The 15,641-nt window shown below is 42.5% G+C and carries 19 protein-coding genes and 1 pseudogene; 8 read left to right on the forward strand and 12 right to left on the reverse strand.

Features of this window, described 5'->3' with window-relative positions; all coding sequences use genetic code 11:
• Together V7K79_RS27240 and V7K79_RS27245 are read left to right on the forward strand one after the other, a co-directional pair.
• Positions 1 to 430, forward strand: a 430-nt coding sequence (locus V7K79_RS27240) for a transposase (RefSeq protein ID WP_335052256.1), incomplete at its 5' end; no start/stop codon positions are given.
• Positions 431 to 704: 274 nt separating this feature from the next.
• Positions 705 to 1,427 carry a TerC family protein gene (locus V7K79_RS27245; RefSeq protein WP_335052258.1) on the forward strand — a complete coding sequence of 241 codons (723 nt, stop codon included), beginning with the start codon at positions 705 to 707 and terminating at the stop codon, positions 1,425 to 1,427.
• Between the two features lie 70 nt (positions 1,428 to 1,497).
• On the opposite strand, the gene ndk is transcribed toward V7K79_RS27245, so the two are convergent.
• The gene (ndk, locus tag V7K79_RS27250) at positions 1,498 to 1,947 is read right to left on the reverse strand and encodes a nucleoside-diphosphate kinase (protein ID WP_104910011.1); all 450 of its coding nucleotides are present in this window, start codon (positions 1,945 to 1,947) and stop codon (positions 1,498 to 1,500) included.
• Between the two features lie 224 nt (positions 1,948 to 2,171).
• Here ndk and speA point away from each other — a divergent pair, with 224 nt between their 5' ends.
• Complete coding sequence (gene speA, locus V7K79_RS27255) at positions 2,172 to 4,187, forward strand: biosynthetic arginine decarboxylase (protein WP_335052260.1); 2,016 nt, start codon at positions 2,172 to 2,174, stop codon at positions 4,185 to 4,187.
• A gap of 130 nt (positions 4,188 to 4,317) precedes the next feature.
• Here speA and V7K79_RS27260 read toward each other — a convergent pair whose 3' ends face one another.
• The gene (locus V7K79_RS27260; RefSeq protein ID WP_335052263.1) at positions 4,318 to 5,487 is read right to left on the reverse strand and encodes an NDP-sugar synthase; all 1,170 of its coding nucleotides are present in this window, start codon (positions 5,485 to 5,487) and stop codon (positions 4,318 to 4,320) included.
• A gap of 140 nt (positions 5,488 to 5,627) precedes the next feature.
• Between V7K79_RS27260 and V7K79_RS27265 the strand changes: the two genes are divergently transcribed.
• Positions 5,628 to 5,786 (forward strand): hypothetical protein, encoded by a 159-nt coding sequence (locus V7K79_RS27265; protein WP_335052265.1) that lies wholly within the window; start codon positions 5,628 to 5,630, stop codon positions 5,784 to 5,786.
• A 34-nt stretch (positions 5,787 to 5,820) separates the two neighbouring features.
• Here V7K79_RS27265 and V7K79_RS27270 read toward each other — a convergent pair whose 3' ends face one another.
• Both V7K79_RS27270 and V7K79_RS27275 read right to left on the reverse strand, forming a co-directional pair.
• On the reverse strand, positions 5,821 to 6,651 hold the full coding sequence (locus V7K79_RS27270) for a ScpA family protein (protein ID WP_335052267.1): 831 nt from the start codon (positions 6,649 to 6,651) through the stop codon (positions 5,821 to 5,823).
• 301 nt (positions 6,652 to 6,952) lie between these two features.
• Positions 6,953 to 8,038, reverse strand: a complete 1,086-nt coding sequence (locus V7K79_RS27275; RefSeq protein WP_335052269.1) for an AI-2E family transporter — start codon at positions 8,036 to 8,038, stop codon at positions 6,953 to 6,955.
• 127 nt (positions 8,039 to 8,165) lie between these two features.
• On the opposite strand from V7K79_RS27275, the gene pdxH reads away from it, so the two are divergent.
• A complete protein-coding gene (gene pdxH / locus V7K79_RS27280) occupies positions 8,166 to 8,810 on the forward strand; it encodes a pyridoxamine 5'-phosphate oxidase (protein WP_335052271.1) in 645 nt (214 codons plus the stop codon).
• A gap of 115 nt (positions 8,811 to 8,925) precedes the next feature.
• On the opposite strand, the gene V7K79_RS27285 is transcribed toward pdxH, so the two are convergent.
• A complete protein-coding gene (locus V7K79_RS27285) occupies positions 8,926 to 9,543 on the reverse strand; it encodes an FMN-dependent NADH-azoreductase (protein WP_335052273.1) in 618 nt (205 codons plus the stop codon).
• Positions 9,544 to 9,692: 149 nt separating this feature from the next.
• Here V7K79_RS27285 and V7K79_RS27290 point away from each other — a divergent pair, with 149 nt between their 5' ends.
• A complete protein-coding gene (locus V7K79_RS27290; RefSeq protein ID WP_335052275.1) occupies positions 9,693 to 10,052 on the forward strand; it encodes a winged helix-turn-helix transcriptional regulator in 360 nt (119 codons plus the stop codon).
• Between the two features lie 3 nt (positions 10,053 to 10,055).
• Here the strand turns inward: V7K79_RS27290 and pyrE are convergent, their stop codons facing one another.
• From pyrE to V7K79_RS27310, 4 genes are all read right to left on the reverse strand, one after another.
• Positions 10,056 to 10,589, reverse strand: a complete 534-nt coding sequence (gene pyrE, locus V7K79_RS27295; protein ID WP_335052277.1) for an orotate phosphoribosyltransferase — start codon at positions 10,587 to 10,589, stop codon at positions 10,056 to 10,058.
• 83 nt (positions 10,590 to 10,672) lie between these two features.
• The gene (locus V7K79_RS27300) at positions 10,673 to 11,575 is read right to left on the reverse strand and encodes a DUF3153 domain-containing protein (RefSeq protein WP_335052279.1); all 903 of its coding nucleotides are present in this window, start codon (positions 11,573 to 11,575) and stop codon (positions 10,673 to 10,675) included.
• 2 nt (positions 11,576 to 11,577) lie between these two features.
• Positions 11,578 to 11,718: a hypothetical protein gene (locus tag V7K79_RS27305; protein WP_335052281.1), complete on the reverse strand. Its 141-nt coding sequence runs from the start codon at positions 11,716 to 11,718 to the stop codon at positions 11,578 to 11,580.
• Between the two features lie 41 nt (positions 11,719 to 11,759).
• The gene (locus V7K79_RS27310; protein WP_335052283.1) at positions 11,760 to 12,302 is read right to left on the reverse strand and encodes a tetratricopeptide repeat protein; all 543 of its coding nucleotides are present in this window, start codon (positions 12,300 to 12,302) and stop codon (positions 11,760 to 11,762) included.
• Between the two features lie 226 nt (positions 12,303 to 12,528).
• Here V7K79_RS27310 and V7K79_RS27315 point away from each other — a divergent pair, with 226 nt between their 5' ends.
• Positions 12,529 to 13,014 carry a hypothetical protein gene (locus tag V7K79_RS27315; protein WP_335052285.1) on the forward strand — a complete coding sequence of 162 codons (486 nt, stop codon included), beginning with the start codon at positions 12,529 to 12,531 and terminating at the stop codon, positions 13,012 to 13,014.
• Positions 13,015 to 13,087: 73 nt separating this feature from the next.
• Here the strand turns inward: V7K79_RS27315 and argB are convergent, their stop codons facing one another.
• Positions 13,088 to 13,984: an acetylglutamate kinase gene (argB, locus tag V7K79_RS27320; RefSeq protein WP_335052287.1), complete on the reverse strand. Its 897-nt coding sequence runs from the start codon at positions 13,982 to 13,984 to the stop codon at positions 13,088 to 13,090.
• Positions 13,985 to 14,085: 101 nt separating this feature from the next.
• Positions 14,086 to 14,448, reverse strand: a complete 363-nt coding sequence (locus V7K79_RS27325; protein WP_335052289.1) for a pentapeptide repeat-containing protein — start codon at positions 14,446 to 14,448, stop codon at positions 14,086 to 14,088.
• Positions 14,449 to 14,658: 210 nt separating this feature from the next.
• Between V7K79_RS27325 and V7K79_RS27330 the strand changes: the two genes are divergently transcribed.
• Positions 14,659 to 15,282, forward strand: a complete 624-nt coding sequence (locus V7K79_RS27330; RefSeq protein ID WP_335052291.1) for a Uma2 family endonuclease — start codon at positions 14,659 to 14,661, stop codon at positions 15,280 to 15,282.
• Positions 15,283 to 15,323: 41 nt separating this feature from the next.
• On the opposite strand, the pseudogene V7K79_RS27335 reads toward V7K79_RS27330, so the two are convergent.
• Positions 15,324 to 15,540 (reverse strand): annotated as a pseudogene (locus V7K79_RS27335) (element excision factor XisH family protein); the annotation flags it as partial.
• Positions 15,541 to 15,641: the final 101 nt, after the last annotated feature.

Raw genomic sequence — 15,641 nt, forward strand, 5'->3', positions numbered from 1 at the left:
AGTTGGCAGTATACCTGGAAATAAGGGTGGAAACGTTTCTTTGATTGGTGCTTTAAGCCTTGATGGACTGGTTGCAGCGATGACTGTACCAGGAAGCACAAATACTGATGTATTCCTCACTTATTTAACTGAGATATTAATACCTCAGTTATGGAAAGGGGCGATCGTGGTCATGGATAATCTCCGGGTTCATCATGCCGAACGTGTAAGAGTTGCAATTGAGTCGGTCGGTGCAAAAGTAAAGTTTTTACCTGCCTACTCTCCAGATTTATCCCCTATAGAACTGTGTTGGTCGAAACTCAAGCAATTTCTTCGTTCCTGTGAAGCACGCACACTTGAATCACTTGATCAAGCAATGGCTCTTGCTGTCAATTACATTACCGAAGATGATGCCTTCGGTTGGTTCAACCACTGTGGTCTATTTACATGAAAATTGCTGTAAACACAAAAAGACTTTTTACCCAGTCCCCAGTTCACAGTCCCTTGCTTCCATTGCGATCGCACTAAACTAAATGTTAAAACTTTAGGTGTATTGACTTATACGTAAATTACCCCACTTGCACCACGATCGCATACATTCAATCCCCTTCAAAATGCACCACAACCACGTTAAGCTGGATTAAGAGTGGCAATTTATTGCGCTTTTTAATATGCAAATCTCCGTTCTTGTCAAATTTTAATTTTTTCTGCTTGAGAAACCCGGAATGCTAGACCAAATTTTTGATTACCTCGACTTTCATTTCAGCTTTGAAGCCCTTATAGTTCTGGTGATCCTGGTGCTTTTAGAGGCGCTGTTATCTGCCGACAATGCCATCGCCCTGGCTGCGATCGCTAGGGGGCTGGAAGACAAAGAACTTGAGCGTAAAGCTTTGAACTTTGGTTTAGTCGTTGCTTATGTGCTGCGAATCACCCTGATTCTCACTGCTACTTGGGTACAACAATTCTGGCAATTTGAATTATTGGGCGCTGCTTATCTGCTTTGGTTAGTATTCCAACACTTTACCTCGCAAGAATCCAATGAAGAACAGAATCACGAACCGCGTTTTACTTCGTTGTTGCAAGCCATACCCGTGATAGCATTTACAGATTTGGCATTTTCTTTGGATAGCGTGACAACTGCGATCGCAGTTTCTCAAGAAAAATGGCTAGTGCTAACGGGTGCAACAATTGGTATTATTACGCTGCGATTCATGGCGGGATTGTTTATCCGTTGGTTAGACGAATATGAAAACCTAGAAGACGCAGGCTATATAACTGTAGCCTTGGTGGGCTTACGCTTGTTGTTAAAAGTGATCAACGATAGTTTAGTTCCACCAGAATGGATCATGATTGCTGCAATCTTCCTGATTTTAGGCTGGGGATTTTCCAAGCGTGTTGATACTGAATTACCCCAAGTAGAACCGGAGAAGAGCGAAATCTCGAAATAAAAAGAGCAGGGGGTAGGGGGCTAGGGGGAAATAACTGATTCCCAGTCCCCAGTCCCCACTCCCTACTGTCTTACTCGTGCAACCAAGGCGTTAAGTGTGGTTGCCAACTTACCAATTCTTCATCCTTAAACCATAAGGCTACTTCCTGTTGCGCGGTTTCTGGAGCATCAGAACCGTGAATTAAGTTGCGACCAATATTCAGTCCAAAATCACCACGAATTGTTCCTGGTTCTGCTGTTAAGGGGTTTGTCGCACCAATAATCTTTCTAGCAGATGCAATAACGCCATCACCTTCCCATACCATCGCTACCACTGGGCTAGAAGTGATAAATTCCACTAAACCGCCAAAAAAGGGACGTTCTCGGTGAACACCATAGTGTTGTTCAGCCAATTCCCGACTGACTTTCAGTAACTTTAAACCAACTAGGGTAAAACCTTTAGTTTCAAAGCGACGGATAATTTCTCCCACTAATCCCCGCTGGACTCCATCAGGCTTAATTGCTAAAAATGTACGCTCCATTGCTATCTCCCAAAGCTTAATAAAGTTTTTATCTAGTCAATTGTCCATTGTCCTTTGTCCTTTGTCCAAGGGTTTTGCACTAACGACCAATGACTAATGACCAATGACATACGACTCTTGACCAATCAGAGTTTATCTCAGAAGTTATCTTTGGGTGCATATACGTTCCTAGATGAATGCGCTAAATTGTTAACTCGTGGGTGCAAAACAGAGGTTAGGAAGAAATGGGTGTTGAGTCAACTGCTACATCTGATGAGGTGGAACAAGTACCGTCCAATGGACAAAAAGAAGTGAAAAATCATAAGCAAAAAAAGCTGTTACCACCTACTCCTACCACAGAAGATTTACCTCACTCCTGGAAAATTGAGGATAGTGAAGAATTATACCGCATTGAAGGATGGGGACAACCCTATTTTTCCATTAGCGCTGCTGGTCACGTAACTGTGTCACCCAAGGGCGATCACGGGGGTTCTTTAGACTTGTTTGAATTGGTTAACGCCATGAAACAGCGCAACTTGGGACTTCCCATGTTGATTCGCTTTTCCGATATTTTGGAAGACCGGATTGAGCGGTTGAATGCTTGTTTTGCCAAAGCGATCGCTCGCTATAATTACCCTGGTGTCTACCGTGGCGTGTTTCCCGTCAAATGCAATCAAGAGCGGCATTTGATTGAGGATTTAGTGAAATTTGGCAAGCCCCATCAATTTGGTTTAGAAGCCGGTTCCAAGCCAGAATTAATGATTGCTTTAGCTGTGTTGGATACACCAGGAGCATTGTTAGTTTGCAACGGCTACAAAGACCGAGAATATATCGAAACGGCAATGTTGGCCCAAAGACTAGGGCAAACACCAATCATCGTCATAGAACAAATTGAAGAAGTTGATTTGGTGATCGATGCCAATCGCCAGTTAGGTATTAAACCAATATTAGGGGTTCGTGCTAAACTCAGTACCCAAGGTATGGGACGTTGGGGAGCCTCTAGCGGCGATCGCGCTAAATTTGGTTTGACAATGCCTGAAGTAATCGAGGCTGTTGACAAATTACGGGAAGCTAACCTGCTCGATTCTTTGCAGTTGATGCACTTCCACATCGGCTCACAAATCTCTGCTATTAATGTGATTAAAGATGCTATCCAAGAAGCCAGTCGCATTTATGTAGAATTGGCAATGCTGGGAGCAGATATGAAATACCTTGATGTTGGTGGCGGCTTGGGCGTAGATTATGATGGCTCCCAAACCAACTTCTATGCATCGAAAAATTACAACATGCAGAACTATGCCAACGACATCGTAGCAGAGTTAAAAGATACTTGTGCAGAGCGTCAGATTCCCGTACCAACACTGATTAGTGAAAGTGGACGAGCGATCGCTTCTCATCAATCAGTATTAATTTTCGACGTTCTCAGTACCAGTGATGTCCCCCTGAATCCACCAGAACCTCCACAAGAGGGGGAATCCCCAATTATTAATTATCTTTGGGAAAGCTTTCAATCTATCAACCAAGAAAATTATCAAGAATTATACCACGACGCTGCACAATTCAAAGAAGAAGCTATCAGTCGGTTTAACTTAGGAATTTTACGCCTTAGAGAACGAGCCAAAGCTGAACGGCTCTACTGGGCTTGTTGTCAAAAAATTCTTAACATTACTAGACAGCAAGAATACGTACCAGATGAACTGGAAGACCTAGAACAAATTATGGCTTCCATCTACTACGTCAATATGTCAGTGTTTCAATCAGCACCAGATTGCTGGGCAATTGACCAGCTATTTCCGATCATGCCAATCCATCGTTTGGCTGAAGAACCAACGCAGCGAGGAATTTTAGCAGACCTGACTTGCGACAGTGATGGTAAAATCGACCGCTTTATAGACCTACGTGATGTCAAATCGGTTTTAGAGTTGCACACCTACAAGCCCGGAGAACCCTATTATTTGGGGATGTTCTTGAATGGGGCTTACCAAGAAATCATGGGCAATTTGCACAACCTATTTGGTGACACTAACGCCGTTCACATCCAATTAACGCCCAAAGGCTACCAAATTGAACACGTTGTCAAAGGTGACACCATGAGCGAAGTCGTAAGTTACGTTCAGTATGACTCCGAAGATATGGTGGAAAACATTCGCCAGCGCTGCGAGAAAGCATTAGAAGAAAATCGCATCACCCTAGCGGAATCTCAGCGACTACTGCAAACCTACGAGCAGAGTCTTAGAAGATATACGTACTTAAATAGTTAGGATTGGAGACTGGGCATTGGGGACTGGGGACTAGGGACTAGGGAATACAAGAGACTAGAGACCAGGGGACAAGGGAGGAAAATTTTTCCCAATCTCCAATACCCAGTCCCCAATCCCCATTCCCCATTCCCTAATTTGTATTTGTCCCCAACAATTCCTCTATCGCTTGTCGCTCGACAGGGTTATGTGATGGGGGTGTCTGACGAGCATCGGTAATCAGCCAGTCTAAAGCAGCAGCTTGAACATCGATCGCAGCGCCAGTTTTATCTACGCAATAACGTCCAAATACCAGCTTATCGACTAACCGGACTCCAGGACCCAGGCGCGACCATTCAAAGATTACGCTGTTTTCCACTGTTGCACCACTACATATCCAACAATTGGGGCCAATCATCGCTGGCCCGACAATTTTAGCTCCGTCTTCGATTCTCGTCATCCCGCCAATGTAAACAGGGCCTGTAATATCTACTTTATCCCAATTTACGGCAACATTTAAGCCAGTAAAGATGCCGGGAGCGACTTCATGACCAGGAATTTGCACATTTTTAATTTCACCTAGCAGCACACCGCGAATCGCCCGCCAATAGTCTGGGACTTTACCAATGTCTACCCATTCAAAGTCCATAGGAATGGCGTAAAACGGGGCTTTGATTTCTACCAATTTGGGAAACAATTGGCTTCCAATGTCATATTCGACATCAGAAGGAATATAGTTAAAAACCTCTGGTTCAAAGATGTAAATACCTGTGTTGATGTTGGTGCTGAGGGCTTCTTCAGTTGAAGGTTTTTCTTGGAAAGCCTTGACACGTCCCTCTTCGTCAGTCACAACCACACCATAACTAGAAACTTCTTCCTTGGGGACAGATTTAGTGATAATGGTAGCGATCGCTCCTTTGGATTTATGCCATTTAACAGCCGCAGTTAAATCCAGGTCAATTAAAGCATCACCACATAAAACTACAAAAGTATCATCAAAAAACGGTGAGAAGTCTTGGATGCGCCGCATCCCTCCAGCTGAACCTATCGCTTCGCCCACCAGTTTACCGTCGTCATCAATTTTCCCTTCAAAGGAATAGGCAATCTGCACCCCAAATCGTTGACCATCACGGAAATAGTTTTCTATTTCCTCAGCCAAATGACTCACATTGACTAGAATCTGGTCAAATCCATGATGGCGTAATAGTTCTAGCAAAAACTCCATCACTGGCTTTTGCAGGATGGGCATCATCGGCTTGGGCATAGTGTACGTAATCGGACGCACGCGAGTGCCCTTGCCAGCCGCGAGAATCATCGCTTTCATAAAAATTTATTCCTCAACCACAAGCCAGTTTACTTTCATTGAGTGATACTTAATCATCAGTTTTTATTTCTACTCTAAGTCATCCCCCAGAATAGGGATAACAGTAAATTAGTGGTTATCACAACCATTGATATACTTAGATGACAAGCGATCGCTTATCTTTTCAATTTACTCGGATTTTGGGGCTGAATCAAAAATCTATAACAAGGCAAGAGGCAGCTATGCTAGAAGCAGGGCAACAATACAGAAATTTGCAAGTAGATAAAGTACAAAATGCCGGACTCACGCATCAGATATAAACAGTTTGTTTCTATCTCCTGCCTCCAGCCTTTCTTAATTCATCGGATGCTCAAAAGGTTTGCCGATATTGGCTGAATCTATAATTAAACGAATTTTAATTTCATGGTAAAAGTCCTTTTGAAATAGCTCTACTTTCGATTGAGCCGAGAGTAATAGTAGTGCCCAGAAAACGCTAACTAGGTTACTGTGTTTAGACTCATGTCCAGACCCATTTTGGTTGAGAAGCTTTGTCTTAGTCCACAATTCTACAAGCTGTTCTAAATTCAACCAATTTTGTTCTAAACTTAGCTCTCTTGTCGATAATTTCAACACTTGCTCCAGTTCCCCAGCGACTTCTGTCAGATTTTCCTGGTGAGCTAACTCTAGCGCCTCTCGCATACTTTGGACGCTAGGTTGACGTCTGGGACGGATAGGTTTGCTAACTTTTTCTACTAGTTTCAGTTGGTTAGCCATAATCTGCAATTGTTCGATTAACTCTTGCAGAGTCACCCGACGCTTTGGTGGCGGCATTGCTGCTGGACGACGACGCAATTGCCGTTCCAAGGGTAAACGATGACCCTGATGCGATACACCATCTTCACCTGACAATAGGGCATCATCTTCTAAATCATCTTGTGCATCTTTGACTGTTGACAATTGCATCAAGGTATTGGCTTTGAATAATACCAGCATTGATGCTGATAAAAATGCCTGTCCAGATTGAGACAAGTCCGCTTCATAGCCTTTTGTTATTGCCGCCGGTGCCATCAGTTCTAAATAACGGTCAATTACCTCAATCACTTGGACATCCCAAGGATCAATTTCTCCCTGCTCGGCTTGGTAAATCAAAAATGTGATTGTTTCTAACAGCTCGGAAGCTTCCATCAACAGGTTATAAGTTAATTAATGAGAATCAAAAGACTGTAAATTCAAGACTAAACTAATTGACTATTGGCAAAGTGTATACTCTATACATTCGCTTGCGCTTCTTTTGTTCAGAAATTGCCTGCTGGCAGTATCCTTTAAAATTTGCGATCGATTACCATTGTGAATTGTGAAATTAGATTGTGCAACTTTTGAGTTGGACATTGATAACAGACAAGGTAGACAAGAAAGAGGGGGGACAAAGGAGAAACTTGTTCAATAATTCCCCCTTGTCCCCCTGCTTTCCTGCCCCTCTGCCACCTTAACCAGGAGGTGAATCACGAGCAATAGTGACAGTTGAGACAAAATTACTCGGCTTGCCACTCTTAATAGCATCGAAAGTGCCCTTAATAGTACCAGCTATTGGAACAGCAACAATTGTCCCTAACAAGCCAGCAATCTCAAATCCCATTAGAATAGACACAAAAATCCAAATAGGATTCAGTCCGATAAAATTGCCAAGTAACCTGGGAGCTAACAAGTTATCTTTAAGCTGCTGCATGACAATCGCTGCTATGGCAACTTGAACTGCCAACCACCAATTTTGCAGCAGTACTAAAATTGTCACCAGACCAATACCCAGAGACGCCCCGATAAAGGGAATGAGTTCTGAGATCCCAATTAATATGGCAAACAACAGGGCAAAAGGCACTTTTATTATTAAGAAAATTGGTGTCAGGGTTAGCACCATGAACAATCCTAGTAACAACTGGCTGAGGAAGAAGTTCTGGAAATTTAAGCGCAAGGATGTAGTCAGGGGATCGCCAATGTTAGAGGGTAAAAGATTGATCAGACCATACCAGACGCGCTCGCCATATAAAAGCATATAAAATGCAAGCACAATAACTAACACTAAGTCAAGTAATCCTGAAAGCAGTGTTCCAGCAAATCCTACTGCACCAGAAGCTAGCTGTTGCACCACATTCTGAATATTGGCATTGATTTGACTGCTCACAACCGTCAGATCGATTGGCAAACGTCGTTGCTTTGCCAACATCTCAAACTGCTCTAGGTTTGCTTGACTAGCGCCTAACCAATCAGGGATATTCTTTAACAGTTGGATTGTTTGGTCAATGATCAACGGTACTAGGGTGACACCCAGAATTCCAAACACGGTTAATGTTGCAAGTAAAACTATAATCACCGCCTGAGTGCGGGTGATCTGAGCACGTTCAAAGAACTTAACCGGGTAATTTAGCAGAAAAGCCAGAATTGCCGCAATACTCAAGACGGTGATCGGATGCTGGAAGTAGCGAAAAAGCACAGACAGCAACCAAACATTAAGAGCGATAATCGGACCGCTCAGACCATAAATTAACAAGCGTCGAAGGGAGGCTGAACGGCGCATCTAACGCAACCTATTTTAGATATTCCTTGAAAGAATTTATAAAATTCTTGATGGTACTGATTATCATCATAGATATTTTTGACAAATATATATATAAATCTATCTGATAGCAAGGAAACAAATCACAATGGACAAAACTGTAGCTGACCTTCGCAAGGACTACACCTTAGAAGGTTTAAGTGAACTTGAAATAGACCTTAATCCTTTTATCCAATTTAAAAAATGGTTCGATCAGGCACTCGCAGCACAACTCCCTGAACCCAATGCCATGACCATTGCCACAGCCACACCAGACGGCAAGCCTTCAGCCAGAATGGTGCTGCTTAAGAATTTTGATGAACGGGGCTTTACCTTCTTTACCAACTACAACAGTCATAAAGGACAAGAATTAGCAGAAAACCCCCAGGCGGCTTTAGTCTTTTGGTGGGCAGAACTGGAACGTCAAGTCCGAATTTCGGGATATGTGGAGAAAGTTTCCGAAACTGAGTCTGACCAGTATTTTCACAGTCGCCCTACCAATAGTCGCCTGGGTGCGTGGGTATCTAATCAAAGCGAGGTGATAGAAAGCCGAGAAGTCTTGGAGCAACGCTTGCAGGAGTTCCAGAGGAAATATGAAAATCAGGAAATTCTTCGACCGCCTCATTGGGGAGGCTTACGAGTTATCCCTACAGAAATTGAGTTTTGGCAAGGACGTCCTAGCCGTCTGCACGATCGCTTACTCTATAGCCGTTTAGATAATGGCATTTGGAAAATTGAGCGGTTATCACCCTGAAAAAGAGGCAAGGGGGCAGGGGGCAGGGGAGCAGGGGGAAAAAGGGGGAATATATTGAACAAGTCTCTCTCTTTTCTCCCGCTTCCTTGTCTCTTCTCAATGCCCAATGCCTCTCTTACCACTGGGCGATCGCATCTTGAATTGCTGCTCTTGCTTGTAATAGAGATCGGGTACGGGCATCACCTTCATTTAGGCTGTTAGCGTTAATAAATTGAATGTCTGTAATCCCAATAAAGCCGAAAATTGCCCGCAGATAGGGTTCTTGAAAATCATAAGCAATGGCTGGGGAGGTGGCGCTAAAGTCACCGCCACGAGCTGTAATAATAAGTGCCTTTTTACCCTCGACTAACCCTTTAAAACCTTGAGCTTCTATTGCAACAGTCCGGTTAATGCGAACGATTTGGTCGATGTAAGCCTTAAAAGTGGAAGGTATATTAAAGTTATACATTGGCACTCCAAAGACGTAGCGATCGGCTGCCAAAAACTCATCAACCAGTTCGTCAGAAATCCTAATTGCCTCAGTTAATTCTGGGGTATGGGTTTCTGGTGGTGAAAATGCCGCCGCAATCCAAGCTTCATCAACGTGAGGAACTGGGTAATGCCCTAAATCTCGATAAGCGATCGCATCTTCAGGATGCTCTGCCCTCCAACCACTGACGAATTCTTTAGATAATTCTCTGGAGTGCGATCGTTCACCACGAGGGCTGGAATCAATATGTAGAATGTTTACCATCAAATATCTCCTGATTAACTAGGATTTACTGCTTCTACTTTTTTTGAGTCTCTATTTCAAAGTATTACATCAGATACTAAAAGTAACTAGTTACTAAAGTAAAGTAGTTACTGCAAAGTAACTAGTAAATAATTTTGGCTAACTTATCAATGTCTGCTTCTACAAGTCCTGATGCTTGCCCAATAGGTATTTTGATGTCTTTATTATCGGGACCCTGGACAATGTACATACTATGGGTGTTGTGTAATCGTGGCCCTATTCGCTTTGGTGCATTGAAGCGCCAAGTAGAAGGTATATCAACCAAAGTGCTGACAGAAAGACTGAGGATGCTTGAGGCAGCAGAAGTTATTTATCGCCAGTATGAACCAACTATCCCACCTCAAGTTACTTACGGTCTGACAGAACATGGCCAGGAACTCATTGAAATCCTTCATCAACTTAATGCACTTGCTGAACGTTGGTATGGCAGCGAACAACGAGAACATAGCAATGGTAATGCTTTACTCTAGACTTCAAGACAGTTCCATCCACATCGAAAGCTCCTCCATATCAAATAGAGGAAGTTTTTGAATACCAGCTTTTTCGAGAATATTGTCTTGTGTACTTCCGCGCCAGATTACGCAAAGTACGAAGTCCACGATCGCTCCCTGATTACGCAGTGCTTCGGTACTTTTTACAACCTGACCACCTGTTGTAATCACGTCTTCAATAATACACAAATTTTTTCCTTGAATATTAATTCCTTCTGCTATCTTCTCAGTTCCATATTCTTTTTTTGTCTTCCGAACAAACACAACTGGTAATTCAACTTCTAATGAAATTGCTGTCGCTAAAGGAACTCCCCCTAATTCCAGTCCGGCGATAATTTCCGTGCCTGGTGGAATCTTTTTTACCATTTCTTTAGCTAACCGCTTCAGTAACAAAGGATTAGATTCAAACTGATATTTATCAAAGTAATGGTCAGATATCTGACCAGAACGTAACCGAAACTTTCCATTCAAGTAGGAAACACGAACAATTTCTTTAGCTAATTCGCTATGACTCATTTTTACAAAACGCTGGGTAAAGTGTAAAAAAAGCCGATGCATTCTCCATCGGCTTCGCTAACAATATTCAACAGATAAATAGTTTATTGTTCCTGGATCGCTGCTGTTTTAGAAGGAAACTGAATTCTGGGATCTGGCATGAAATTGTATCTCAAGTACAATCCTGCTGAGACAAACAGAATAATTAACAACCCACCGATACCAAGGGGACTAGGAAGCCAGAAAACAGCTTCTATGTGGTTTAGCTCACCAGGCTGGAGTTTCCACACTAATTGATTGCCATTTTTTTCTGGCTCAATTGCAGTTTCGGTTAGTTGAATATTTTTCGCTCCCCAAGGAGTCTTCAAGCTAAATTCCAAATCGAGAATTGAACCAGCATTAGCTAGTACATTACCTTTGCTGGCGATTAGAGAGAGCGATCGCAAATCCAAATCATAAATCAACCGATTTCGGACTAAAAGTAAAAAATTATTCTCCTCTAAAAGAACGTTTGATTCAATTTTCGGCAGTTCTGAATCAGATTGGCTCTCTACAGACTCAGAGGGTTGATTTGCACGAGAGTTAAAGAATTCATTGAATTTCTCTTGCAATTCTCTACCATTGCTAAAAGGAATTGTGACGATGATTTCTTCTTGGGAAACTCGCTGTACTTTACCTTCTAGTTGACGAGCGCGACGTTCTATGCTTTTTAACCATTCGTACACCGAATCGCCACTAAAACTAGTTAGCCGTTCTCCCAACTTAATATGCTGTACTAGTTCACCACTATTTGAATTGTCAAAGTTAAGCCCCACATCGTACTTCACACAGCCAGTCAGTAGCAGAGATGTTAACAGCACTAGCCACAGAATAGGATTTCGGATGGGAAAGACTCGGTTCATTCGATTTCGACCTTTCAGTGGTAAAAGCAATTTCATCTTTGCTAACACAAAGCTAAATGGTCTGATTAACCACAAGAAAATCTTTCCGAAAATTGAAGAATTCATAATTATAAATCTCCCCAAAAGTCAAACTTTTTAATCAATCTTGACTTCTTAATATTGTTTGAGATTTCTGGAATACCATTGCGATCGCTCTGAGACTGGGTAAGAAAATATGAGTAAGATTTGGTTTGGATCTGAATCTTCATTCAAATCTTCCCAATCCCTAGCCCCCAATCCCAAATTGTTATCAGCCAGGAGTACCTGAAAAATTCAACCAAACTAAGTATGAGATGGTTAAAGCAATGGCAATTAGCGCTACCCAGATAAAGCGATTATCTCTGGTATTGACCTGACTGAGGTCAACGAATTCTGGCTCCGTAGGTTTAGGCTTTTGCTGGACAGAAGATTTAGTAGACTTAGCAGGTACAGAAATTTTGAGTTCATTATCGGCTAATGCGCCCAAATCCGGGATTTCAGTCATCCATTCGCTAGGTCTTTTCAGCTTTGGTGCTTTTAAGATATAAAGCATCCGCCGCGCTTGTTTGCTGATTTCAAAATGGGCATGGCGTTTGAGTCTTTCGCAAAGAGCGATCGCATCATCCGTGCGTCCAGCCGCTTCATAAGCTGTCACCAGACAAATTTCTACTTCGCCCCCAAGACGAGAATTACGCGCTAACAGGGCGCTGGCCTTTTCCAAATTTTCTATAGCTTCGCGGTATTGCCCATTTTCAAAGGCAACTCTCCCAGTCTGGTAGCGGGTTTTAGCAATTTCTAAACTTTCTGTACTCACGTCTTATACAAAAATTACCACTATTTTCATTTTGCCAATGCCAGCAATCTTTTTGGAATCTTTTCAAAAGCTGGCAATCTGAGAGTGGATAAACTTCTAAAATTTTAACTATAGCTGCAATTATTTTCTGATTAAAAATTCCGGTATCTTATGCAGGTGAGCAAAATTATGTTGAAAATCAAGCATTCGCAACTGAATTGGCTCTTAGCTGGTATGATCTTTAGCAGTGATCGGTATAAGCACTGCTCCAGCTTTTGCCCAGCGCACATTCGTGATTGATGGTGGTTACGGAGTCAGGCGATCGCCTTCTGTGGGTTCCTTTATTTATGGTAGTCCGATTCCTACGCCTATGCCTGTAGACCCAACAACGGGACTAATACCACAACGCAATCATTACCGCGATTATTCTGATCCCCAGTTCAGGCAGAACGTCAGAAATTCCACGCTGGTTAATCCAACTTACCGCGATTATTCTAATCCCCAGTTCAGGCAAAACATCAGAAATTCCACGCTGGTTAATCCAACTTACCGCGATTATTCTGATCCCCAGTTCAGGCAGAACATTAGAAATTCCACGCTGGTTAATCCAACTTTGATTAATCCGACAATTCGAGACTCAACCGTAGTTAATCCGGTGATTATAAATAATTCATGGCGTCATACACCATTTAGCGGTGGGCGATCGCGGGTTATTATTACCTATCCTCGGTAAAGTGAGCAGTAGAAAGCAGACTAAGATAATTCCTGTACAGACAAGGGTTAACCCTTGTCTGTACTCCTAACTGTTACGAAGTAAACTGCGAACCGAGAATCATCGTCCCAATCCCAACATCAGTAAAGATTTCTAGTAACAGGGCATGAGGAATGCGACCATCGATGATGTGTGCTGCACGGACTCCTTGAGCAAGCGATCGCACACAGCAATTCACTTTGGGAATCATCCCACCGCTAACTATACCACTAGCAATCAACTCGCGGGCTTCACGAATATCCACTTTCGGAATCAAAGTAGATTGGTCTTTGTAATCTTTTAAAATTCCACTGGTGTCGGTCAATAAAATTAACTTTTCTGCTCCTAATGCAGCAGCGATTTCTCCAGCTACAGTATCAGCGTTAATGTTATAAGCTTGCCCTGTCTCGTCTGCGGCAACGCTAGATACTACCGGAATATAGCCATTGCTAGCGAGGGTTTCCAAAATCTTGATATTCACATTGCTGACTTCCCCCACAAAGCCAATACCTTCTTGACCTTGGGAACGGGCTGTAAATAGATTACCGTCTTTACCGCAAAGTCCTAGAGCCAATCCACCAGCTTGGTTAATCAGGGAGACAATTTCTTTATTAACTCGACCAACTAAAACCATTTCCACCACATCCATTGTGGCGGCATCAGTGACTCGCAGACCATTCTTAAATTGTGGTTCGATGCCCAGCTTATCTAACCAACTGTTAATTTCTGGGCCACCACCGTGGACTACAATTGGACGCAAGCCGACGCAGGATAAGAATACAATGTCGCGGATAACTTTATCTTTGAGTGTGCTATCTTTCATCGCTGCGCCACCATATTTGACAACAACAGTGCGACCAGCGAATTGTTGAATATAAGGTAGTGCTTCGCTTAGTACACGCACACGAGTGGCTTCAGTTTGCCTGATGTATTCAAAATCATTGACCGTCATGAGGAGCCTAACAGAGAGAGTTAAAACCTATTTCAGTCAGTGTAGAAGACTTTGTAACTCGTCACAATCTCTGATGCCAAAGTGGAGTATGTTTGTACTGATCAGCCATAGCTGTTTGGTTTAGTTACGAGTTCACCATCTGGCATAACGGTATTGTAGAAATAAGCCCCATATTTTTCCGCACCGTGCCAGTTAACTTCTAATAAATTAGCATTTTCGAGATTCACACTCTCCATACGAGTAACTCTCAAATCAGCACCACGTAAATCAGCACCGTTTAGATTAGCGTCTCTTAAATCAGCACCCCATAACTTAGTTTTACAGAGGAGCGCCCCACTCAAATCAGCACCACTTAGATTAATACCAGACAAGTCAACTTCGCTTAGAACTGCACCACTGAGATCGACTCCTGAAAAATCATTTTCCCCAGCATCTAGACGACTGAAAAACTCTTCAATATCCATTGAATTCTTTGGTGATACAGCAGTAAAACTTCAAACTTTAGAGTCAATCCCATAAATACGACGGATGAGACAGGCTAGATCAGGATGGTGTGTTACTTCGTTAACGCACCCTACACAATAACTATTCCCACATTACTCGACGAACATAACAGCGATCGCTCCTTCAAGCCTCTAAAATTAAAATCATTGGGCTGAAGGTAGGGAATAAAAATGACCACGCTGCTAATTAAAACTGAAAGCACACCCCTAACGGTAAATTTCCCCTCCCTTGTGCAGATGACAAATGAGCAGTTCTACGAATTCTGTCAAGCTAATGGAGATTTACGAATTGAGCGCGCTGCCAATGGGGAAGTCATCATTATGCCACCAGCTTTTTCAGATACGGGCAACCGTAACTTTAACATTGCTGCACAGCTTGGTTATTGGACTGAACAAGATGGTACTGGCATAGGCTTTGACTCCAGTGCAGGTTTTACACTACCCAATAAAGCGATGCGTTCCCCTGATGCTTCTTGGATTGAACTGGAGCGCTGGAATGCTTTAACAGAAGCACAAAAAGCTTCTTTTGCACCAATTTGCCCCAGCTTTGTGATTGAGTTACGTTCTTCCAGAGTAGGCGCAGCCCGTCGTAGACATCCCCTGATAAAATTACAAGACAAAATGCAGGAGTACATCGATAATGGTGCGTTACTAGGCTGGTTAATTGATCGGCAGAGTCGAAAAGTCTACATTTACCGTGCGAATCGAGAAGTTAAAATTTTGGATAATCCTGAAGCAGTTAATGGCAATTCAGAATTACCAGGGTTTATCCTGCGGATGGGCAAAATTTGGTAATTTGAGTCTTCTTAATGAAAAACTTGTGTTTTGAGAACGTTAGGAACTGCTAAGTATAATACTCGCTCTGGTTCACATCCTGCTAATGCTAGACGGTAACTAATAAATTGTCCCAAAGCAGAGTAAAAATCTGTAATTGCCGAGGGGTTTAAAAAGCGTTTGATTTCCTTTTTCTGCGGCAATTATTTTCTCTGCGCCTAAATCAATTTGGAAGTTGACTTACCCAAATTTAAATTTTAAGGGAGCGCTCGTAATTATCCATTATAGGACTTACGCATTGACAAAATAACAAAATAGTGAATTCATAAATAAGGGTCGTATACTTACAGGTATCGGACAATTAGAGAAATTACTAAACC

Origin of the sequence: Nostoc sp. (assembly GCF_036917575.1) — a bacterium.
In the GTDB taxonomy this organism is placed as follows: domain Bacteria; phylum Cyanobacteriota; class Cyanobacteriia; order Cyanobacteriales; family Nostocaceae; genus Nostoc.

Coding starts and splice junctions, on each gene's coding strand:
- argB (WP_335052287.1), bottom strand. CDS start 13,984: ATGACGGTCAATGATTTTGAATACATCAGGCAAACTGAAGCCACTCGT.
- V7K79_RS27275 (WP_335052269.1), bottom strand. CDS start 8,038: ATGCGCCGTTCAGCCTCCCTTCGACGCTTGTTAATTTATGGTCTGAGC.
- V7K79_RS27270 (WP_335052267.1), bottom strand. CDS start 6,651: ATGGAAGCTTCCGAGCTGTTAGAAACAATCACATTTTTGATTTACCAA.
- ndk (WP_104910011.1), bottom strand. CDS start 1,947: ATGGAGCGTACATTTTTAGCAATTAAGCCTGATGGAGTCCAGCGGGGA.
- V7K79_RS27245 (WP_335052258.1), top strand. CDS start 705: ATGCTAGACCAAATTTTTGATTACCTCGACTTTCATTTCAGCTTTGAA.
- V7K79_RS27330 (WP_335052291.1), top strand. CDS start 14,659: ATGACCACGCTGCTAATTAAAACTGAAAGCACACCCCTAACGGTAAAT.
- pyrE (WP_335052277.1), bottom strand. CDS start 10,589: ATGAGTCATAGCGAATTAGCTAAAGAAATTGTTCGTGTTTCCTACTTG.
- speA (WP_335052260.1), top strand. CDS start 2,172: ATGGGTGTTGAGTCAACTGCTACATCTGATGAGGTGGAACAAGTACCG.
- V7K79_RS27285 (WP_335052273.1), bottom strand. CDS start 9,543: ATGGTAAACATTCTACATATTGATTCCAGCCCTCGTGGTGAACGATCG.
- V7K79_RS27290 (WP_335052275.1), top strand. CDS start 9,693: ATGTCTGCTTCTACAAGTCCTGATGCTTGCCCAATAGGTATTTTGATG.
- V7K79_RS27325 (WP_335052289.1), bottom strand. CDS start 14,448: ATGGATATTGAAGAGTTTTTCAGTCGTCTAGATGCTGGGGAAAATGAT.
- pdxH (WP_335052271.1), top strand. CDS start 8,166: ATGGACAAAACTGTAGCTGACCTTCGCAAGGACTACACCTTAGAAGGT.
- V7K79_RS27265 (WP_335052265.1), top strand. CDS start 5,628: ATGACAAGCGATCGCTTATCTTTTCAATTTACTCGGATTTTGGGGCTG.
- V7K79_RS27260 (WP_335052263.1), bottom strand. CDS start 5,487: ATGAAAGCGATGATTCTCGCGGCTGGCAAGGGCACTCGCGTGCGTCCG.
- V7K79_RS27305 (WP_335052281.1), bottom strand. CDS start 11,718: ATGAAGATTCAGATCCAAACCAAATCTTACTCATATTTTCTTACCCAG.
- V7K79_RS27300 (WP_335052279.1), bottom strand. CDS start 11,575: ATGAATTCTTCAATTTTCGGAAAGATTTTCTTGTGGTTAATCAGACCA.